This window comes from Bacteroides sp. OM05-10AA, assembly GCF_003439055.1.
GTDB classification, from domain to species: Bacteria; Bacteroidota; Bacteroidia; order Bacteroidales; family Bacteroidaceae; genus Bacteroides; species Bacteroides intestinigallinarum.
Genome location: NZ_QSUR01000008.1, coordinates 157,360 through 180,885, shown reverse-complemented (window position 1 = coordinate 180,885; position 23,526 = coordinate 157,360). Strand labels below are relative to the sequence as shown.

The 23,526-nt window shown below is 43.2% G+C and carries 10 protein-coding genes; all 10 read right to left on the bottom strand.

Annotated features, from left to right (window positions below; all coding sequences use genetic code 11):
• Positions 1 to 23 precede the first annotated feature (23 nt).
• Positions 24 to 3,182, bottom strand: coding sequence for a TonB-dependent receptor (locus tag DXB58_RS08435; RefSeq protein WP_122136520.1), 3,159 nt, complete (start codon positions 3,180 to 3,182; stop codon positions 24 to 26).
• A gap of 159 nt (positions 3,183 to 3,341) precedes the next feature.
• Positions 3,342 to 4,877 carry a sulfatase-like hydrolase/transferase gene (locus tag DXB58_RS08430; protein WP_122136519.1) on the bottom strand — a complete coding sequence of 512 codons (1,536 nt, stop codon included), beginning with the start codon at positions 4,875 to 4,877 and terminating at the stop codon, positions 3,342 to 3,344.
• Between the two features lie 292 nt (positions 4,878 to 5,169).
• The gene (locus DXB58_RS08425; RefSeq protein ID WP_004310358.1) at positions 5,170 to 9,228 is read right to left on the bottom strand and encodes a two-component regulator propeller domain-containing protein; all 4,059 of its coding nucleotides are present in this window, start codon (positions 9,226 to 9,228) and stop codon (positions 5,170 to 5,172) included.
• A 195-nt stretch (positions 9,229 to 9,423) separates the two neighbouring features.
• Positions 9,424 to 10,719, bottom strand: a complete 1,296-nt coding sequence (locus DXB58_RS08420; RefSeq protein WP_122136518.1) for an acetylxylan esterase — start codon at positions 10,717 to 10,719, stop codon at positions 9,424 to 9,426.
• A 5-nt stretch (positions 10,720 to 10,724) separates the two neighbouring features.
• Complete coding sequence (locus tag DXB58_RS08415; RefSeq protein ID WP_004310360.1) at positions 10,725 to 11,795, bottom strand: endonuclease/exonuclease/phosphatase family protein; 1,071 nt, start codon at positions 11,793 to 11,795, stop codon at positions 10,725 to 10,727.
• A gap of 22 nt (positions 11,796 to 11,817) precedes the next feature.
• Positions 11,818 to 13,590: a RagB/SusD family nutrient uptake outer membrane protein gene (locus DXB58_RS08410; protein WP_008776112.1), complete on the bottom strand. Its 1,773-nt coding sequence runs from the start codon at positions 13,588 to 13,590 to the stop codon at positions 11,818 to 11,820.
• An 11-nt stretch (positions 13,591 to 13,601) separates the two neighbouring features.
• Positions 13,602 to 16,634 (bottom strand): SusC/RagA family TonB-linked outer membrane protein, encoded by a 3,033-nt coding sequence (locus DXB58_RS08405; protein WP_122136517.1) that lies wholly within the window; start codon positions 16,632 to 16,634, stop codon positions 13,602 to 13,604.
• A 12-nt stretch (positions 16,635 to 16,646) separates the two neighbouring features.
• The gene (locus DXB58_RS08400; RefSeq protein ID WP_122136516.1) at positions 16,647 to 18,485 is read right to left on the bottom strand and encodes a RagB/SusD family nutrient uptake outer membrane protein; all 1,839 of its coding nucleotides are present in this window, start codon (positions 18,483 to 18,485) and stop codon (positions 16,647 to 16,649) included.
• A 19-nt stretch (positions 18,486 to 18,504) separates the two neighbouring features.
• A complete protein-coding gene (locus tag DXB58_RS08395) occupies positions 18,505 to 21,744 on the bottom strand; it encodes a TonB-dependent receptor (protein WP_122136515.1) in 3,240 nt (1,079 codons plus the stop codon).
• Positions 21,745 to 21,772: 28 nt separating this feature from the next.
• Positions 21,773 to 23,521, bottom strand: coding sequence for a hypothetical protein (locus DXB58_RS08390; RefSeq protein ID WP_122136514.1), 1,749 nt, complete (start codon positions 23,519 to 23,521; stop codon positions 21,773 to 21,775).
• Positions 23,522 to 23,526 lie beyond the last annotated feature (5 nt).

Below are 23,526 nucleotides of genomic sequence, written 5' to 3'. Positions count from 1 at the left end.
GTAATTGTTTGAAGGATGATTGATTAGAAACCTAGGTTTACACCAAAACTAATAGAGTAGGCTCTCGGATAAGCGGAGAAGTCCAGCCCCGGAGTCAGTGCGCCTTCACGGATAGATACTTCCGGGTCGTAACCGGAATATCCTGTACATGTCCATAGATTCTGACCGGCAACGAATACACGTGCATTGTCTATCTTCCATTTCTTGGTCAGTTGCTTCGGCAGTGTATAGCCTAAAGATACTGTTTTCAGACGAAGGAAAGAACCATCCTCGATAATACGTGTAGAGAATACTTTGTTAGAACCGGAGTCGGTAGCTCTCGGAATATTACTTTCCGGGTTTTCTGTTGTCCAACGGTCTGCGTAACTTGCATATTGGTTCAAGTCGCGTGTCTTATTACTGTTCTCGAAGAACAGGCGGTTGGCATTCAATACATCGTTTCCATACGACCATTGGAAGAAGATGCTCAAGTCAAATCCTTTGTATTCGAAATTATTGGTAAATCCACCTGTATGTTTCGGCATACCGTTACCGATCATAGTACGGTCGTTATCGTCGATAATACCGTCACCATTCAAGTCTGCGTATTTGGGCATACCCGGTTGCGTATTACTCTCGGAAGAGAAATATGGAACATTACGTTTCAATGTATAGGTATCACCCACCTTGTCGAAGTCTTCGTACTTGTATGTACCTTCATAGATGAATCCATACATCATCCCCATCGGATAACCCACTTTGGCGATGTAGCTGTATTGTGAGTTATAGTTTTGGTCAAATTTCGCAGCAGTTGGCATGGATACTTGGTTTTCTGCCAATGCCAATACTTTATTCTTGTTAAAGGCTATATTGAAGTTACTGGTCCACGAGAAATTACGGTTTTTAATGTTGGTAGTATTCAAGGTGAACTCAATACCTTGGTTGCGTACCTTACCTATATTTTTCATCGCACTGGTAAAACCGGAAGAAGGAGCTGTTGATGCATTCAGCAGCAGGTCGCGAGTCGTCTTACGATACCAGTCTATGGTCAATCCGATACGTTCGTCAAGGAAGCCCAAGTCCAGACCCAGATTCCACTGTTCGGTAGTTTCCCATTTCAACTTTCTATTTCTTAAAGAAGTAGGTACCATACCTACGCTTGTCAGACTGTTTTCAAATGGATATACGCCACTTGGAGTACTACCGACTGAAATAAAGTCTCCGACTTTATCTTTCAACATTTGATATAGAGCGTATGTATCATACTCGCCTACACGGTTGTTACCGGTCAATCCCCAGCTTGCTCTTAATTTACCTGAAGAAACAACTGGTTTCAATGGTTTCATAAAATCTTCTTCCATGAATCCCCAAGCCAATGAGCTGGAAGGGAAGTAGCCGAAACGGTTATCGCCACGGAACTTGGAAGAACCGTCGGAACGGAAAGAAACCGTTGCATAATACAATGATTTATAGTTGTAGTTTAAACGTCCCAGGAAGGAAAGCATAGACCAGGAACTCTTTAATGATTTGGTCGTACTCGGAGTTCCTTCACTCATTCCTGCCATTCCGAGTGCTTCGTTTGGAATTTGCACTGTCTTGTATGAATAGTATTCATAGTCGGAATTTTGCAGGGTTACACCTACCATACTATTAAAGAAATGTTTCCGTTTGATATTGGTCTGATAGGTCAGAATGTTTTCGTTCAACCATGTTGCACGTTGAGAATGGTAGATTTCTGCATTTACCTTATCGGATGATTTCGGATTACCATAGCGGGTCTTCGAGTTGTTGAATGTTTCCCCTTTGCGGGTATCGAACGTGTAACCGCCGGAAACTTTCAACTTCAATCCTTTGATAAATTCATATTCTGCAAATCCGTTGAACTGGATATAGTTCGCGTACGTCTTGCGATATTCGTTTTTCAAAGACATGATAGGGTTGAAACGATAGTCGTTGGTGTTGTTTATCGCATCGTCCATAATATTATCCATCAACGAATTCAATGGTCTGTTCGGTTCTGTCACGGGGCGATATCCCCATACGCTGTAGAACAGGTTATTCATACCACTGTATGAGTTCTGGGAAGGAGAACCACCGGTGGTTGTAGTACTTGAATAGTTGGTTGTCAGATAGATTTTCAGTTTCTTTTTTTGAATGGTAGTGCCCATACGGCCTTGTATACGCTTGTAGTTTGATTCCAACAAGATACCGTCCTGGTCATAATAAGATAAAGAAGCGTTGTAACGAACTCCTTCCGAACCACCGGTCAGGCTGACATTGTGGCTTTGCATCCATGCGCTGCGGAAGATTTCATCCTGCCAGTTATATTGTGGGATATTTCTATAATCTTCCAATCCCCATTTCTTGCCGTCATAATTCATGAAGTAGGTAGTTTCCATATCTTTGGGACTACGTTCTGCCTGTAGTTTGACGAATTCATAGGCATCCATCATCGGGATTGTTTTGGTGATATGCTGAATACCGAAACTTCCGTCATATTTAATTTTAGGTTGGCCGATTGTTCCTTTCTTGGTTGTAATCATCACGACACCGTTGGCACCACGGGCACCGTAGATAGCAGTAGCAGAGGCATCCTTCAGGAAGTCGAGTGACTCGATATCATTCTGATTGATGGCTGCGGCTATGGAGGGGTCTTCCACCGGGAAACCGTCAATGACATAAAGAGGAGAGTTGTCCTGTGTCAAAGAGTTGTTACCACGGATGACGATGTTCATCTGTCCGCCCGGCATACCTTCGCCCGAACTTACGTTGACACCGGCAATACGTCCGCCTAATGTCTCGCCGAAAGAAGCAGTCGGAGTGCTAAGCAGTTCTGCCATGCTGGCTTTGGCAACAGAACCCGTCAGGTCTCTCTTGCGTATTTCCTGATAGCCGACTACTACCACTTCGTCCAATGTCTTTGTATCTTCCTTCAATGTGATAACCATTGGCTTTTGAGTGTCCGCCTTTATTTCTACAGTGACATAACCAATGAAAGAAATAACCAATATTGAATTCTTATTGGGTACGTTAAAAGCAAATTTACCATCAAGGTCAGTGATTGTTCCTTGTGAAGTACCTTGTACCTGAACACTGGCTCCCGGCACTCCTTCTCCTAAGTTGTCCTTCACTGTACCTTTAACAAGTACCTGTGCAAGTACAAAAGAAACAGAAAATAAGATCAGTCCGATGGAGGAGAGCATCCTTTTTCTAGTTTGAGTGGATAAATGTTTTTTCATATATTAAAAATTAAGTGATTTTATTGAATCTACGCTTGCAAAGATAGACGGATTGAATATTCTAATATGGATAGAATTATTCAAGATTGGTGCAAAATCATACAATTTTTCTGTTCTCATAAACTATTTCTCTTTGATGGATTCTAGTAATTCAGATAACTCTTTCACGATGTCGGGATGTTGTTTTGATACATTCGTTTTCTCCGATGGATCGGAGGATAAATCGTAAAGTTGAGGCTGTTTGTCGTTGCCTAACTCCATTTTCGTCCAATGTTCGATGGCGGGGCCGTCGCTCGGTTCGATGTATTTCCATTGACCTTTTATGATGGCAAGTGTGTTATTGAGATTCTGTTGAACGACATACTCACGGTTTGTATTATTTTTGCCGAGGAGAACGTTCAGATGTTCCTGACTGTCGGGGGCAGCTCCTTTGCGTAAAGGTTGGTCCAAAAGTGAGGCGAGCGATGCATACACATCTATTTGAGAAAAAAGAGCTTGTTGCTTGTTCGGCTTCACCCGGGCAGGCCAACGGACAATAAATGGAACGCGTGTACCCGCTTCGTAAGCACTGTATTTCCCACCACGGTAGATACCCATCGGAGTATGTCCGTTGAGAAGTTCGTAAGCTTGGTCTTGATAGCCGTCGTCGATAACAGGACCGTTATCGCTGGTAAAGATCAGGATAGTGTTGTCTGCGATGTGGAGGCTATCCAGTGTGTGCATGATTTCACCGATGGTCCAGTCCAGTTGCAGGATGACGTCGCCACGAGTGCCGAGTCCGCTTTTGCCTGCGAAGCGTGGGTGGGGGATGCGCGGTACATGTACGTCTTGCGTACCCATATATAAGAAGAAGGGTTCTTCCTGATGGGATGCAATGAAATTCTTAGCCTTATGGGTGATGATATCGGCTATGTCTTCATCTTTCCAAAGGGCGGATTTTCCTCCGGTCATCCAGCCGATACGGGGAATGCCATTGATAATTGTATTGTTGTGTCCCTGACTGGGTTTTAAAGTGACGAGCTCCGGGTTCTCTTCTCCCGTAGGCCAGTCGCCGACTTTGTGGTCGTAACTTACGGTGATAGGATCATTGGGGTCAAGTCCTACGACATGTCCGTTTTCTACAAATACACAAGGTACACGGTCTACGGTAGCCGGAATAATAAATTCGTAGTCAAAACCGATGCTTTGTGCGTTAGGGGTAATCCGGTTGTTAAAGTCGGTTCCACCTTTCGGACCGAGTCCCAGATGCCATTTGCCTACTGCACCGGTTGCGTATCCTGCATCTTTCAGCATATCTGCCATGGTGATGCAGGTAGTGTCGATAATGAGTTCAGAGTTGCCGGGAGCGATTCCTGTGTTTTCTTGTCTCCAGGGGTACATACCTGTCAGGAGTCCGAAACGGGAAGGAGTGCTGGTGGCAGAAGTTGCATAAGCATTGGTGAATTGTACTCCTTGTCCTGCCAACCGGTCGATGTTGGGAGTACTCACTTTCGTTGCTCCATAACAGCTTAAATCACCAATGCCGAGATCATCTGCAAATATATAAATAATGTTAGGCTTTTGGTTGTTCTGCCCATTGCTCTTTTGGGGTGCATGACTGCATCCTGACAGCGTGACGATGCCGGACAATAGGGGAAGTAGACGCGAAACGTTTTTCATAATGCTGAATGTTTTAGGAAATAATGTAATGAACACAAAGATAAGCGAATGGAAGAAAAAGAATGAGTAGGAATGTACAAGTGAAGTACAAAATAGTACACTTAAGAAGTTACCTTCTTTATTAGGGCGAAGATGTCCGGACTAAGAAACCGTTTATATCATAAATTTAGGCACGGATTACACGGATTAACGCTGTTGTTTTCATACTCATCGTTTTTTAATCCGTGAAATCCGTGTGATTCGTGCCTAATAATATAAGATTATTTTGCAAGAGTGCTTGTATAGTTGCCTGCTAATCTGTTTCTTCTCCGTCCCCTTCTTCTTCGCTCTCTTCTCCTTTACGATAAGCCAGCGGACTGACGTGATAAATCTCCTTGAAACATTTACTGAAATAGCGGGAGGAGGAGAACCCAATCCGGTCAGAGATCTCCGTGATATTCAGCTCCGGGTTATTTCTTAACATGACAGCGCCTTTTTTGAGACGTATGCTTAGGATGAAATCATTCGGGGTCTGGCCTGTAACTGCTTTCAGTTTAGTGAATAGGTTCGTACGTGCCATACCCATTTCGCGGGCGAAGATATTAACGTTGAAATCCGTATTGTCCAGATGACGTTCGATAATGGCCATCGCGCGGTCGAGCATCTCCTTATCCATCGGGTTGGTAGCCAACATTTGGGCAAAAGCCTGTGGTTGTTTGCTGAACTTCTCTTGCAATAGCCGGCGGGAATTAACCAGGTTATTGCAGCGGGAAATCAGAAGATTGGTATTAAACGGTTTCGTGATATAATCATCCGCACCAATCTTCAAACCTTCGATATTGTGCTCTATAGCAGTACGTGCGGTTAATAATACCACCGGAATATGGCAAGTGTTAAAGTCCGTCTTGATCTGTTTGCAAAGTTCCGTACCCGACATGCGTGGCATTACGACATCACTTAAAATGATGCTCGGCATATCCTTCTGTATCATCTCTAATGCTTCTACTCCGTCGGAAGCCGTACTGACTTGATAGAATGTTTCGAAAATACCGACTAACATCTGTTTGATAGATTCATTGTCTTCCACTATCAGCATTTTGGCGTCTTCGATGCGCTTGTTATCTTCTTCTTTCCATTCCGAATCAGGGATTATTTCTACTGAAGGAACAATAGTCTCTGTTTGCTGGATGGTTTCCGTATCATCTTTCGCTATTTGCTCTTCTGTGAAGTGTTCCTTGCCTAGTTTGAGGGTGATAATGAAACTGCTTCCTTTGCCCGGTTCGCTTTCTACCCGGATTGTGCCGTGATGAAGTTCCACAATACCTTTTGTCAGTGCCAGTCCGATGCCTGTACCGGCTCCGGTATTCAGCGAGTTGAGATGTTCGGTCTGATAGAAACGGTCGAATATCTTATCAATTTCGGCAGCGGCGATACCTGTCCCGGTATCTTTTATTTCAATGATGACATGGTCTTTCTCCTGCGATACATTAATCGAAATTGTATCTTCGGCCTTGGTATGCTTCACTGCATTAGACAGCAGGTTGTTTATTACTTTCTGCATCTGCTTTTGGTCATACCATACTTCAATGTCATCCTTCTGTTTGTTGAACTTGAAGTTGATTTGTTTACTGCTCGCATATTCGAGGAAGAGCAGATAATTCTCATACAGGAAGTTAACCAGATTGTGCTGGCTAACTTTGATCTTCATGTGACCCTGTTCCTGTTTACGGAAATCAAGTAGTTCCGTAATCAGTTCCCGTAATTGGAGACTGTTCTTGTAGATTCCCAATACCTTATTATATATGTTAGGCGTAAATGTCTGCACCTGCAACAAAGTTTCCACTTGTCCCACGATCAGCGTTAACGGTGTGCGGAATTCGTGCGAGATGTTAGTGAAGAAACGGAGTTTTGACTGGTTCAATGCTTCGAGGTCTTCAATATGCTTCTTTTCGTACTTCAAAGACTCACGGAGTTTGATGCGCGAATTATAGTTCTGAATAAGATACCATAACAGGCTGATAGTGACAATGGTATAAATCAGGTAAGCCCACCATGTCTCATACCATGAAGGGAGTACGATAATCAGCAGTCTGGCCTCTTTTATTCCTTCCCTCTGTGATTTGATGACAAGGGTATATTTACCCGGATTCAGGTTTGTATAAGTAATCAGCGTTTGCTTCCGGTAAGTATGGTTCCATTCGTCTGAGAAACCCTCCAGGCGATAGAGAATTTCATCTCTGTTGGCAGGGATGAAGTTGGAAGTGGCATATTCGATGCTAAACATCGATTGATTCGCTTTCAGACTGATTTCCGGAGTATGACAGATCGACTGTTCCAGGATGCCGCTTTCATCTCCCGGAACTACTTCTTTTCCGTTGACAAACAGGCGGGAAAGAATGATATTATATGATTTGGGAGTGAAATGTAATTTTTTCTCCCAGAAAGAAATCATTCCCTGAATACCGCCAAGGAATACTTCTCCGTCATGTGTCACAAATAGTGCGTTTTCATTGACGGCAGTCAACGGGAATCCATTCTCCGTACCGTAATTATAGAATTTCTTGCTTGGATAGTTGAACTGTGAGAATCCCTGATTGGTAATCAGCAATAAGTCTCCTTTCTGTATGGACGATTCGCATACTTCGTAGATACAGTCGCTGGATAAACCATCTGTCTGTACATCGAAGTTTTCAAAGTCATCACTTGCCTTACGGTAACGGTCGAGACCGCTTCCGGAGGTGCAGAACCACAGATTACCGTTACTGTCCTGCATGATACTGTTGATATTATTGTTGCTAAGACTGTTCGGATTAGCGGGATTGTGTGGATAATTAGTAAGTTTACCGCTGTCGAACCGGTAAGAATAAACACCCTCCCCGGTAGCCGCAATCCACAATGTACCGTCTTTATCAATGCAAAGACTGGCTACCATGCCAATACCTCTTCCTTCTTTAGTCTCTTTGAAGAGCTGTTGGCAAGCGCCTGTTGCCGGATTGAAAAGACAAACACCGTTTTGTGTGGCGACAACCAGCTTGTCCTTATAAGGTACAATGTCTCGGACGATATCCGAAGGTAGTGAGGTTGGGTCTCCGGCTTTCATTCGGTAGACTGTGAAACGGTTAGTACGCAGGTCGAGTTTGTTCAATCCTCCCAAGTGTGTACCTATCCACATGATTTCATTAGTCCGGTCGTAGTAGATTGCTTTGACATTGTTATGGGAAATGCTATTTTTGCCCTCTTCGTGGCGATACCACCGATAGGTGTTATCCTTCCGGTTATACACATTCACGCCGCCGCCTTCGGTACAAATCCACAGGTTTCCGTCCTTATCTTCAGTCATTCTACCGACGATCGGACTACTTAGACCTTCTTTCTCTGTATCTCCGGTTTTGTAACGGGTATAGATTTCATATTCTGGATTGAAATAGTTGACACCTCCGAAATAAGTACCCAGCCAAATTGTTCCTTGTTCATCTTTGACGATGCACCAGATGGAGGAGTGGGTAAGTCCGTCGGGTTTGTTCGCGTTGGCAGTGTAAAGTTGGAATTTACCTGTGCTCTTTTCATAGCGATTTAACCCGTGAAAGGTTCCTATCCACAGATTTCCTGCATTATCTTCACAGCAACTCCTTACGAAATCGGTGCAAATACTGTTTGGATTTTTAGGATCATGACGGAAGTTCTCAATGGTACTATCTGTTTTTATCCGGTAGAGTCCTTCTTCCCAGGTACAGATCCATAATTCTTTAGACGAATCTTCGTAAATACTCGCGATATTACCTCTTGTGACAGGTTGGGAAATCTTTTTGTCTCCCGATAAACAGTAAAGTCCGTTACTGGTAGTTCCCATCCACAGATTTTTCTTTTCGTCCAGGTGGAGGCAGGAGAGGGTGATATCTTTTCCGGCAAGATGATAGTAGAGATCGAAGTTTCCGGTACTTTCATTATATACAAACACTTCTTCTCTTTTCCCGATATATAATTTCTCGTTGAAATAAATAGCATCCACATTGCCTTGCAGCAACGTTTTGAATCTTTGTGTGGTCAGATCGAACTCTGCTACCCCGTCCGTACAGAGCAGGTATACCTTCCCGTTTTTGTTTCCGGTGATACGCAGCACTGTATTGCTGAACAAACTGTTCGGATCGTTTTTATTAAGTTTGAAACTTTTGATATCGTTACCGTTATACCGGTTCAGTCCTTCACGCGTGCCAATCCATATAATCCCCCGTTCATCAATATAAAGGCTATTGACAGAAAATTGGGAGAGTCCGTCGTCCGTGGTCAAGTGGCTAAAAGTGATGTTTTGACCTTGTGTGCGGACTCCAGCTACGCTTAAAAATAGCAGAAATAAAAGAATTACTTTTCTCACTAATTTATTTTTTAAGGTGTTTACATCTATGCAAATATATTGTTTTTATTCGATTTCAGTGAATCTTATTAGAAGAAAGTAACTATAAAACACCGGAAGAGAATTCTATTTAACAGAATTACTCTTCCGGTTTCTAACCTAACTAACCTCTTGTTATAGTGTTTGTGCCTGTTTCGTTTTTATCAGTTCAGATTATTACCACACTACATACTGATTGAAAAAACGAGTACTTTCAGCAATCCATGAGTCCATGTTCTCATAAGCTGCAAAGTGTCCTGATGTAGGGTAACATATCCAGCGTTTAGGTGTACGGATGTGATTGTATGCTGCAAAATTTGTATGTGGTGGTGTAATGTTGTCCTGAAGTCCGAATCCCATTAATACTGGGCATTTGATCCATCCGGTCAGATTCTTCAAGTCAAAGTAAGTTAGTAATGAGAATATTTTATCTTTGTCAATATTCTGCCGGGCAGCTCCTTCGAATACCAAGTTGGCAGGCCAGTGAACCAAACGGAAATAATCGGGATAGTCTGACAGAAAGGGTACGATAGGCGCAGCTGCGGAAATACGATGGTCGAGTGACGCTGCTGCTAATGTGAGCGCTCCACCTTGCGAAATACCTGTAGCAAAAAGGTTTTGTCCGTCAAAGCATGGCTGAGCAAAAATAAAATCAATACTGCGGACTGTATCAGCAAAAGCACCTCTGTAATAGTAATGTTTGGGTGAATCCAGTCCGAAAGCAATCCACTCACCAAAGCGGTTATAAGGTTTGTTGAGGCCTTGTCCACGGGGTGGAATGACCAAGATACACCAACCGGGATAGTCGTCGGGACTGGGAATCCAGGTGACGGCATCATAACCTTGATAAACCACTACGGCCGGATGACTCTGACCATCTGTAGGGACTGCCCAATACCCCCGTAAGATTTCTCCTTCAAGCGAGCGCATTTCTACTTCGTAAACATCACGCTCTGGCTTCGAAGATTCAGGTAGACGTGTCATTTTATAGGCAGGGTGTACACGTTTAAGTTCGGTGATGGTTTTATTCCAAAATCTTTTTAAGTTAGGGGGACCATCCGGTTTGGATAAAATCTGTTCGGCTTCGTATCCAAAGAAGAAATGTTTCAGAGTGTCGGTGTCGGCAATGAAACAAACCTGGTAAAATCTGGGAGTGAGATTCGTGAGAGTGACTGATGCACGACTGCGAAAGCCTCCACCGGGAGCTATCGAATCTGTTCCGAAAGAGTAGGTTATAAAGGTAGACGATACAGCATTGCCGAAATCTGTTGCAATGTCCATGCGTATCCTATCCGAAAAATCTGACTGTGCAGATGTCAATTCCAGCATGAAGCGTACTGGATGTTCGTTATCGAACATCCAGTTTTGCTCAACAGGAATATTGAGATTTATGGTCTCCTGTGTATAACTTCTTATTGAGTATCCGGTCAGGAGTATAATGACGTATATCCACTTTTGCATCCTGTTAATCATTGTAATTACTCTTTGATATAAAACGTAATCAGCACTCCTTTATGATCGCTTGGCCACTGATTGTTTACGGGCGGAATGATTGGATCTTTGGTTTGTTCTTCTATTCTTTGTCCGCGTACAATAGAGCCTGTTGGACCTACTATCTGGGCACTTTTTATTTGTAGATTTTTATTTGGATAATAGTAAACGAAATCAATTCGTTCGCGTTCATCTGCCTCCGGTGCCCATGAGAGATTCTCTGGAATGACTGATTTATTGTCTGCTGGAAAAGTGAATCCCGGACATTTCACCGGATCGGGATGAATTACCCGGTAGGCATCTTTATATCCCCGTTGAACCAACAATTTGGAAGTTCCCCAATTGACGATACATCCGCGATGATCGAATAGATCTTTTGTATCGGCCTGCCAATCCAGATAAGAAGGCTCATTCAGATCTCCGGCAAAAAACACGAGTGCTCCTTGCTCTAGCTCTTTGGCAGCGTTGTTGATAAAAGCTTGGGCGGATTCTATACGGTCTGATTCTTCGCAGACAGCAAGTATCTTGTTTACATCAGTGATAGGAGCCGGAAGTTTATCCCAATTAACGCTACCGTCATTGTATCCCCGGGGATAGTAACAGGTGTAGTAACGATACTCTGAATGTGCCGGGTAAACGGCCACTCGTTTCCCATTGACATCCAGAATCGCTTTGAACATCCATTTGTTGATGCGTTCTGTCTCTTTGATCGGATATTTTGATATGACCGCTCTTCCGTCTATTCGTGCATCGTAATAGATGAGTCCCTTATCTTTAAGCCCTTGCATTAGTTTAGGCATCACGGGATCGTCTTGTGGACCTTTATATAATTCGCAAAATGTAGCAATGTCTGGCTGTAGGGTAGCAATCTGTTCTATCAGATATTCCGGAGCATGCTCCACCTTGGTACACTCCACCCATAAGTTGAGTTGAAGGAACTTAATCTCTGTTTTCTTTCCTGTTTCTTCTTCCGGTACAGATACTTCCGTATCGGTTTTAGAACATGCAGTGATAACAGGAAGTATGGCAATAATAATAGTTAATAACCACTTTTGCATAATCTGTATTTTTTAGATTTGATTACCAGCCCGGATTCTGACAGTTAGTTCCTGAAGCATTCTGTAACCGGATTGCTTCGTCACCCGGTATTGGATATAATAGGAATTTTTCACTATATGCTTTTCGGTTATTATCTACTACAAAACGGGAGTAACTTCCATCTGAGTTTGCTTTCATTCCGGTGATTACTTTATCTGTTTGATCCAGTATCTTCCAACGGCGTACATCAAAGAAGCGGTGTTCTTCAAAAGCAAGTTCTACGCGTCTTTCGTTCCTGATTCGCAGACGAAACTGATCACAGGATAATCCGTAAGGAATGCCTGGCATACCTACTCTGGAACGTACTGCATTGACTGCGTCTACCGCATCATTGGGTACAGTTCCGGTAGTGGATGCTTCATTAGCTGCCTCTGCATAATTCAAATATAATTCAGCCAGGCGGAACTCTTTGAAGTAGCCATCCAGATTGCCGGAACGTCCGGATTTATAATGCGAGAACTTACGTGTATAATAGCCGGTACAGGTGTAACGTGCATTACTGGGATCAAGTGCACAGTTTCCTCCTGTCTTGGTTGAGAGTAGTGCACCGGTTTCCAGGTTTAGTTTGGAACCATCATAATAAATAGAAGCTTTAAGACGCGGATCACGGTTCTCATACGGTTTGGCTTGATTGTAGAGACCTTGAACAGCCGAATTCAAGTTAGGCTGCAGATGATTGGCATCTAGATAAGGGCTCTCTAAATTGAGCAGAGGATAAGATTCTGTCATGTCACCGTTCACAACTTCATAGGCATCAAGTAGCTCTTGCGACGGACACGCACCGGCATCTGTCTGGCCGTCGGTAGTTGGCAGGCCAGCATAATTCCACATATACATTTGTCCAACTTCCATAATGGTTTCTTTGTCATTAACTACCGGCAAGTCAGTGCGCGAATAGAAATACACATCATAAGGAGAATAACCTGCTGTAGCATTCGGCTGTTTCTTATAAAGTTCATAATTGTTCGCCAGACAGTCATCCAGAGACTTTTTAGTAATTTCTGCGGCTTCTGTCCAAGTGATTGTTCCGTCATTGTACAGAGGACTGGCTGCATAGAGTGATATCTGTGAACGGATGGCTGCACAGATGGCTTTTGTCATAACGTGACGGTAGTTCTCCTTATCTAAGGAACGCCATCCCCATTCTTCAACAGTGGGAATATCAATAGCAGCCTGACAATCAGCTAATATTTGGCGGGCACACTCGCCAAATGTACCTCTTTTAACCTTGGTATAATCGTAGTCGGGAGTTGTTATGATGGGAACACCTCCATAACGTTTCACCAATTGAAGATAATAGAAAGCGCGTAATGTAAGTACCTGTGCCTTGAAACTGTTACGGATATCTTCTGAGTAGACACTGGCAGTAGGAATATTGGCAAGAAAGATGTTGCAGGCACGAATCCCTTGATAATAATAATTGTAGTTTTCCGGATTTCCTTCGATGCCCTCCAGCGGATTGCTGAAGGGAGATAATTGTCCTTCATTCCATTTGCGGGTAACTCCGTTCTGTAGTTCCCAGGAATCTTTGGCTTCATCCGTACAACCAGCTAGCATGGTATAGTTATAGTTCATTCCGTAATTCAGAATCCATCCATAACATTGATTCATATAAGTATACGTTTTACGGTTCGTGGTAAACAAATCGCTGTAATCCGTACGGCCGTCCGGATGATCTTCAATTTCAGTACATCCTATGAATGAGGATAATATGAGCAAGGAGAATACTCCTGATATGATTTTATTTATTTTCATAACTTCAGTCTTTAGAAATTCAGGTTAAGTCCTATGTTAAATGTTCTGTAAATGGGGTATACAGAGTAGGAATATTGTTCCGGGTCCAGATTATCGAACTTGAGAGATGAGGTGGTCAACAAATTGGCTCCGCTGATATAGAATCTCATTTTCTCCAGTTTCAGCTTACTGCTCCAACGTTTAGGAAGTGTATAACCTAATACTACATTCTTCAATCTCATATAGTTATTTTTGGAATAGAAGAATTCATTCGATTGGAGACTTGAAGAGCTTCCTGTGGTCAAAGCCGGATAGCTGATTTTTTCATTTGCCGCATAGCGATCTGCTGTCCAGGCATTACGGTGCAGGTCTGTGTACACTCCTTGGTAAGCATTATCGAAGATACCGCATCCACTGTAATAGGCTGCTGTACCTGATACACCTTGTAACTGAACATACAGGTCAAAGTTTTTGTATTCCAGTTGAATAGAACCACCATAAGAAAGTGTAGGTAGTGTCTGGGCTTTGTCCATCGGTGCCTGGTCACGCTCATCTATATTTCCGTCGTTATTTAAGTCTTTGTAAATGAAATCACCTGGGCGTGGAGAAGCACCAGAGAATCGCAGACCGCTTTTATCTATTTCCTCCTGGCTATTATAGTAGCCGTTTCCGTTGGAATAGTCAATCAGATATCCGAACTGTTGTCCTGCAGAATAGCCGGTTTTACGATATGGATAGTAATATCCGCTGGCGGTACGGTTCAACTCTTTTATGTCAGTTACTTCATTTTTATTGTATCCCATATTCCCTCTGATAGTCATTCTTAATCCACATTTCAGATTCTTGATATAAGATAGTTCAATATCAAATCCTTTGTTGTTCATCTTACCCAGATTTTCAAATGGCAGATTTTCACTGGCGATACCTTGTGCAGAAGATACACTGTTATCTTGGATAGCCATTTGGGTCTGTTTCACGTTCCAATAATCAAATGTGATACCTAGTGAGTTGAATAAGGTAACATCTATTCCGTAATTTTGCTGGAAAGATTTTTCATAGTGGATATATGGATTACCTTGCATACCTTCTACAGTGTGAAAGCCATAGTAGTTGCTTAGTAAGTAACCTGCATCTTTATAACGTACATCCGTAGCATACAGGAAGCGGGTGTCAGATATCTGGTCATTACCCAGCCATCCGGCAGATGCGCGTATTTTGAGGAAGGACAACCAATCTGTGTCTTTCAGGAAACTTTCGTTGGATACCACCCAAGCGGCAGATACTGTCGGGAAGAATTTAAAACGGTTACCCGGTCTGAACTGTTCTGTACCATCGTAGGTAAAGTCTCCCTGTATATAGTATCGTGAATCATAACCGTATTTCACATGTCCCATCAATGACAAACGATCGTATGGGAGATCACCGTTTTTCATCATATTCTCATTGAAATAGCTGACAAATGCATCTACTTCATGTCTGCCTCCAAAAATACGATTATAGTTGATGAATCCTTGGAAGTTGATAAAGTAGCGCATATTAGCGGTCTTGCTTAAACTTAGAGGAAGAGTGGTGTGAGTACCGAAAAGTCCGCTGCCATTGGCTGCATAACGTGCGTAGTCGGTAGAACCATAGATTGTTCCGTCATAGTTTGCTTCATAACCTACTATTCCTTTTACGCTCAATCCTTTAGTCAGGAATCCCAGATCCAGATTCATTCCATAAGCGACGTTCAGATTGATACCTGTTTGATGGCTATATCCGGAACGGTTGATAAGTCCGTAAGTAGGATATTCATTGTATTCTGCAGTAATCACTTTTCCGTCTTCGGTGATAGGTCCAGGTACGGTGGGGGCCATCTGATAGATCGAATTCATGATATCTCCTGTCCCGTTGTATCCTTGATTCATCCGGTCGATAGTGACATTTGTGTTAAGGAAACAGTTTAGATAACGATGCAGAGTGACGTCCACATTAGATAAAATGTTGAAGCGATGCAATTTGAGTGCGGGATTATAATTATCATTCTTCTCTGCATCAATCAGGCTGTTTTGGTGAAGATAACCGGCATTAACAAGGTATTTAACCCGGTTGTTACCTCCGCTGATATTGACGTTGTAACGTTGCATACTGGCTGCGTCATTCATAAAAGTGTCATACCAGTCGTGTCCCGGCATAGTTCCATCTGTAAATCCGGCTATTTCATATAAAGAATAGAGTGGAGTGCCACCGTCATTGAGTAAGGCCTGGTTACGCATTTGTGCGTATTCACCGGTACTTACTATTTTAGGACGCTGGGTAGCCTGTTGTATGGAGAAGTCCATGTTCACATTTACTTTAGTACGTCCTATTTCGCCTCTTTTTGTAGTAATAAGAATTACTCCGGAAGAAGCTCGCGGACCATATAATGCTTTAGCTGCGGCATCTTTCAGAATACTGACAGATTCTACAGTGTTGGCATCGAGTGTATTCATATCGAATAATGGAGCCGGAATTCCATCGAGTACAACCAAAGGTGAATTACCGTTTATGGAATTCAGACCACGTATATACATCGTTGTTGCATCATCGGCTGGTGTGCTGGTGGATTGGATAGAAGTCAATCCTGCCAAGCGTCCGGTCAGCGTAGCTGAAAATCCGCTATTAGGTGTTTTAACTAACTCTTCTCCCTGAACGGTAGAGATTGCTCCTGTATAACCTCCTTTTCTCTCTTTTTGCAGCATGGCTACTTCGAGAGATGTATCCTGACCGGCGATGTCTGATATCAGACGAAACTCCACCGGTTTATTCAGAGTGAATTTCATTGTCTGGTTCCGATATCTCGGAATCTTACAAATGACCATACTGGCTCCCGACGGAATCTCCATGATGAATTTTCCGTCTTTGTCACTGCTTGTGGTGTATTCAGGATTGTCCGGAACAGAAATGATTGCGCCGTCTAAAGGTTCGTTGCTCTCATTCCGCACCACACCGGATATAACTTCTTGCACTTGTGCCCGGCATACTTCATTGCCTGTGAACAGGCATACGATGCACAAAAGTGTGATTATTCTGTTTTTCATATACATTCTGTTTTATGATTACCATCCTGCATTTTGCCACGTCTGTCCTGTCGTGCCTTCCAATACGGCTGCTTCACTGGCAGGGATAGGATATACGTGCCATTTCTTTTCATAACTCATTTTACTCGGTTTGCTGCCGTCCGTTCCCAAATTGATTCTTTCATAAGAGAACGAGTTTCCATTTTTGGTGATTCTCATACCTGTGGTAAACTTCTCATTTTCCATATTCTCATTGGCGGGTGTCCAACGGCGGATATCGAAATATCTGTCTTCTTCACAAGCCAGCTCTATCTGGCGTTCGTGGCGTACCAATAAACGAGCTTCGTTCTTGTCGTTTGTCGACAGATCAACCGAAGGATCAAAACCTGCGCGGTGACGGATTTCATTGATCCATTCCAGACCTTCGGTAAGGTGTCCGCTTTCAATAGCGGCTTCGGCAGCATTCAGATAAATTTTGCCTAATCGGTAAAAACGGAAACGGCCATCATATCCAGCCACTCCGGCTGCCTTACAGTTACCGTTTACCATTCTTTTTCTCCAATAATAACCGGTACGTGTGTTCGTATTTCCACTTGTACGGATTTCGCTATTTCCTCCCACGTACGTTTCTACTACTGCCGGTTCCTTTCCTAACAGCACAGGACTGTTATTATAAAAAACTGTAGCCTGGAAACGAGGATCACGTCCCTTATAAGGGTTGGCTGGGTCATAGCCGCTATTGGGGTTATAATTAGGTGACAGATGCTTCTCGTCGTTATAAGGTTTCGATAAATCCAGTACAGGCTTTCCTGTTGCCAGCATATCATAGGCGTCTACTAATTCTTGGGAAGGAACAATGGTTAATTGAGCATTTCCCAATACCGGGGCTCCGATAACGTCATACAAAGGATTGGTATATGGATCGGGCCAATAGCCTTCGGAACTTTGCCAGATTGTTTCTTTATCACTGGGATCTGTTCCGATATAGTTGTTGAGCGTAAAGTACTCCATATAAGCATTGTTATAGTACTTTTCTGTATCCGCACATTTGGTATATAATTCATATCCATTAGCTTTCAGCTGTTCCAGACAGTCTTTGTTGATTGTGTAAGCCCATTCCCAAAGATCCTTGCCACCATTGTTGTAAGTGCTGGCTGCGAATAGAGATGCTTCGGAACGGATAGCCATTGCGATGCCTTTGGTCATTCTGATCTTCTCGTTGAGTGTTGTCAGTCGCCAAGGGAGGTTGCTGGATTGCAAAGCTATTTCGCAATCATCTACAATGAATCGGGCACAGTCTTCGAAAGTAGGACGTGATAGAGTTGAATAATCATAGTCTAACCCGTATGGCTCTTTCTCAATAGGCACAGGACCATACCATTTCAGTAACTCCATATAGAAATAAGCACGGAGTACATGAGCCTCTGCTACCCAACGGTCACGGTCGCTTTCGCTTGGTATGGCGGCGGTGGCTGCCCGTTGAAGGAATGTGTTGATAATACGGATTTGCCCCCAGTATAACTGCCAGTATCCTCCTTCTGAGTAGGTGTCACCCATGTCTCTGCGAACGTCGAGATAGAAGTCGGTGGTGGTACAGTTGCCGGATGCGGCATGTGCAAAGCCGGCACCGGAACCATCCGTGCAATCCCACGCTTCATCACTAAGTGCTACGGGATAGTTGCTCCAAAAATGATATCGCAAACTCTTTTTAGGCAGATAGTCAAAGCAAGTACTGAAATAAGCTTTAGTCAGATCGGGATCCTGGAATACTTCGTCCAGTGATAATCTTCCGTCGGGAGCTACATCCAACGCTTCATTACAAGAACTGAATGTGAGCAGGGAAGCAAACATGCATATATAAATAAATCTTTTTTTCATATCGGTTTTGTTTTAGCCGTTAAAATGTAATATTCAAACCTACATTGTACGTACGCATTGTCGGATAGGCTGCCGGACTGTTTTGTTCGGGATCGAAGCTGTCAGTCTTGAGGTGAGTCCATGTATACAAGTTATTACCGCTTAAATAGAAACGTACATTGGAAGCACCGATTTTCTTGCTGATACTTTCCGGTAATGTATATCCTACTTCTGCATTTTTCAGACGTATATACGAGGCATCCATGATAAAGAAGTCGTTGGGCTGCAAGCTCGGACCACCACTACTGGACAGACGAGGATACGTAATCTTTTCGTGATTATTATAACGTTCTTCGCTCCAACGTTCCATGTGCATCTTGTAAAAGTTGCCGCTACTTTCATAAATACCGGCTCCTGAATAAGTTTTGCTGTATTGGCCTACTCCCTGCAACATGATAGAAACATCGAATCCTTTCCAGTTGGCAGATAAAGAGAAACCGTAGTTGATGCGGGGCAATAGGGAGGAATAGCCAATGGGAGCTTTATCACGGTCATTGATAACACCGTCTCCGTTGAGATCTTTATAAATAAAGTCTCCGGGTTCCGGTGTTCCTACACCTTCGTAAGTCAGTCCGCTCTTGGCAATACTCTCGTCACTATAGAAGAATCCTGTGCCGTCACGCCCTTTTTCAGGATCATAACTGCGGTCGATGATATATCCCCAGTTTTGTCCTAATGAGAAGCCGGTGGTGCGGGTGCGATAAGCATAATCCTTACCTAATAATGGCTCGTCATATTCCAATACTTTGTTTTTGGCATAACTGAAGTTTGCATTAGCAGAAACAGATAGCCCGTTTTTGAATTGTTTCTGATATCCGAGGACCATTTCGAATCCCTGATTCTTTACTTCACCATCGTTCATCAAAGGAAGAGCGGATGAGGGAAGACCTTGAATCATAGGAGTAGTCTGCGGGATAATCAGAATATTTTTTCTTTTCTCAACAAAGTAGTCAAATGAGAAGGAAAGATCATGATACAAGGATATGTCTATACCATAATTCTGTTTTTCAGCTGTTTCCCATGTGATGCTTTTGTTTCCTATGTAGTTTTCGGCTATCTTGTAACCTTGTCCCCAACCGGAACCATTGGAAGCATATCCCAAGCTTGGGGATAACCAATGATCTCCTTTACTGTCGGTGACTACGGAATATTGACTGATATTATCCAGATAAAGGAAACGGGCTGAACCGAAGGCGTCGTTACCAACTTTTCCCCAAGAAGCTCTTAACTTCAGATTGGTCAAAACCGGATTATCCTGAAGGAAGCCCTCATTAGTAATCAGCCAACCGAAAGAGGCAGCCGGGAAGAGACCGAATCGTTTGTCCGGTGAAAATTGTTCAGAGCCGTTATAACCTACGTTGACCTCCGCAAAATAACGTCTGTCATAATCATAAGTTGCACGTCCGGCAATACCGATAACGTTGTAAGGAAGCAGTAGGTCACCGGATGTTTCTTTGGATTCTTTGATGTCCCGTTGAGCTAGAAACATAGCAGTGACATTATGCTTTCCGGCGAAGGTCTGGTTATAGTTGATTTGTCCCTGTAAGTTCATAACCCAATAAGATTCGGAAGACTTTGTGAGTTCAATCGGGCCGTCTTCGTCCTCCAGGCTAGGATGGCGATTGATAAACAAATGCTCTCCTGAAGCTAATGTCTGATACGTATACCAAGTATAGGAACGTTTTCCGATTGTTTTCCCAAATCCTTTGGAGTCGAAAGATACCTGGCCTTTGACAGAGAGCCCTTTAGTGATAAATCCCAAATCTATTTCTACTCCTCCGATAACATTGATTCCCGATCTGGTTTCCAGTTGATAGCCCGAACGGTTGATTAGCGGATATGCACTCAATGAATTGTTGGCGGGATCTTCTACGGATAATCCGGCACCAATAGGGAAAGTACGTATAGCATCGGTAGCGTATGCACCTTCCGGGGTGAGATACATGGATGTAGGGCGTGAGGTCAAAGCGCTGTTGAATACACTTGACATACTTGCGGAAGTTCCGTTGATCCGTTCCAGATAAGAGGAAGCGTTTAGGTTTATTTTTACCGATTTATTGACTTTGTAGTCGATATTTGAGCGGAAGTTGTAGCGGTCTAATGAAGACTGGGCATTGTATCCCAACTTGGATTTAGGTTCTACGTTGAACATACCTCCCTGATGCAGATAGCCTGCACTTACAAAGTATTGAAGTTTGTCCGAACCTCCCGAAACGTTCATGTTGGCTCTGGTCATGGGAGCATAATCTCTGAACAAAATATCTTGCCAGTTATTATTCGGATAAAAATCCGGATCTACAGGATTGCCTGTTTTCCATGAATCGAACTTATCAATGTCCGGTCCGAAGAATTCAGCGGAATTTCCGTCGTTCACGAGTGCTTCATTGCGAAGTCTGACCCAATCCCATGAATCCAGACGTTCGGGTTTGAAAGCGATCTCCTGCATGCTGAACTCTACATTGGCACTGATACGGGCAGTTCCTTTTTCACCTCTACGAGTGGTAATCATTATCACTCCGTTGGCACCACGTACTCCGAATACTGCTGTTGCGGAAGCATCTTTCAATACGGAGATATTAGCAATCTCGTTTGGGTCGATAGATCGCATATCGTCTACAGCTACTCCATCTACCATAATTAACGGGTTTGTTCCGTTTGTAGTGGCAGCACCACGCAGGAACATGGTGACTTCGTCACGTCCCGGTTCACCGGAGGTCTGGATAGTTGTCAATCCTGGGAGTTTTCCGGATAAAGCGGAACTTAGGTTGGGCGATGAGGATTTCATCAAATCTTTTCGATCAATGGAAGCTACGGAACCGATGACGGAAACCTTTTTCTGGGTACCATAAGCTACCACTACAACTTCCTCCAGGTTCGCTACGTCCGGATGCATGATGATACGCATGTCTTTTTTAGCAGGAATGTCCTGTTTTTGATAACCTACATAACTGATTTCCAGTATAGCGTTTGGGGCAACCGATAAAGAGAAACGACCGTCTATGTCTGTAATAGTACCATTCGTTGCTGCTCCTTTTTCCATGACGGAAGCTCCGATCAGGCTTTCACCGGACTCGTCTACGACGACTCCGGAGGCTGTTATTTTAGACTGTTGCTGTGTCAGGGTAGCATCTCCGATATCCGATGCATTTCCTGTAACGGGAATACAGATTCCCAACCCAAGCAACAGGCACATTTTGTATAGCCAATAACTTCTTTTCATAACTATAACGTTTAAGATTGTTTTCTGTCTAATTAAATGAACTCAACATTTTATCCTTGTCGTATCCTATGTATTCATAGCGTTCTATCCGGACACCTTGATTCTTTGCGGTAATACATGGACTTGTGCCGTTCCATGGGCTATCCATCCACCATTCTTCTACTAATAGCTTTCTTTGAGTTGAAGAGCTGTTGGTAAATGAGAACTGAACCTTTGAGGCATCTACAGCTCCACCGGAGTAACCTAGTACGGAATAAGTACCTGCCAGATTACGCAGATCGACATAAGTGAGCGGACAACCGGATGCATTTAGTGATGTGATGGATTTGCACCGGTTTATATCCAGATATGCTAATCCCGGATTGTTGCTCACATCTATAGAGGTTATCATATACTGATCGCCAGAAATGAATTTGGTTAATCCTGCATTCTTGGCACTGAAAGTCTGAATTCCTTTCTCATCTACCGGACCTGCCGTGTAGCTGGTACTGATTGCGTATTTACTAAGATCGATTTCTCCCAGATTATTTCCATCCAGAATGAGGTTTTTGTATCCGCAGAAGTATTGTAGTCCTTCCAGATTAGTGATTCCCTTATTGCTAAGATCAAGGGTCGTGTTATTCTTGAAGTATTCAGTATTCAGAGCAGCCACTGTCAGAACTTTATCTCCATCGAATACATCCGGAACCAATGCTTTGAGTGCGTTTCGCAGATTGGTATCAGGAATTTCTCCGTACTTTTTCATTGTCTTCTGATATTTTCCGTAACTGTAATAATAGTTGTTGTTTCCATCGGGATAGTCGTGCATCCAGTCGTACCCTTCCACTGTCACTCCATTATTGATGGCATCTACGATAGAACCGCTATTGCTGTAGTATGAGTCCATCCACCAGGATTCCATTTTCAGGAGTCGTTCTTTACTTGCGTCATCGCTGAAAGTAAATTTGAAGTCTGTGCTGTTGTAGTTCAGACATCCGCCATAGATACTGTGGTAATTGCGTACATCCAGATATACCAGTTTGCAGTTTAGGGCAGAGAACTTCTCAATGTTATAACAATAATACAGGTCGACAGATTCTAGTTTGGTACTTCCATCTATGTTGAGAGATACCAATGTCGTGTTCGGCTGTTCCGAAGTGGCTAGTTCCAGTTTGGTCAGACCAGTGTTTTGTGCAGTCAGTTCAGACAGTCTGGATAGTACTTCTGCAGGAATTTCACTGATATCATTATTGTTGCAGATCAGTTTCCGAATGTTGCTGAAATGTTCGAGTCCCTCCAGAGAAGTGATATTTTTATCGCTGATATTTAATGTGCCATCAGTGAAAGTGACATATTTAGCACTGGAAGATATCTTTTCTCCTTTAAATATATCAGGGAAAAGAGCAGACAAGGCATTACGCAGGTTTTCGTCGGGCATAACTCCAACAGTACTGTTGATGACGCCTAATGTTCGCATTTTGCTACCGCGTACCAATACAAGTCCATAAGAATCTTTGGTGGCCGTAGAGGGGTAAAGTACCGTGATATGATCGGATGCTACTTCTCTGGTTTCCATGTAGATGGGCTGTTCAGTACCTCCTGAAAGGGGAGAAAGAGCCAGTACATCACAGTCGATAAAGCCATTTCCCTGAATGGTAATCTCTGTGCCCAGGGATTCTTCCGAAATATCCGGAAGCACTACATTGGTTACTCCTAGGTCTGTGCCTAACTTTTCGTCTTCACATCCCAAAAGGAATACCATTCCAAGCATTAATAAAATGTAGAAATGTGTTTTCATAAATA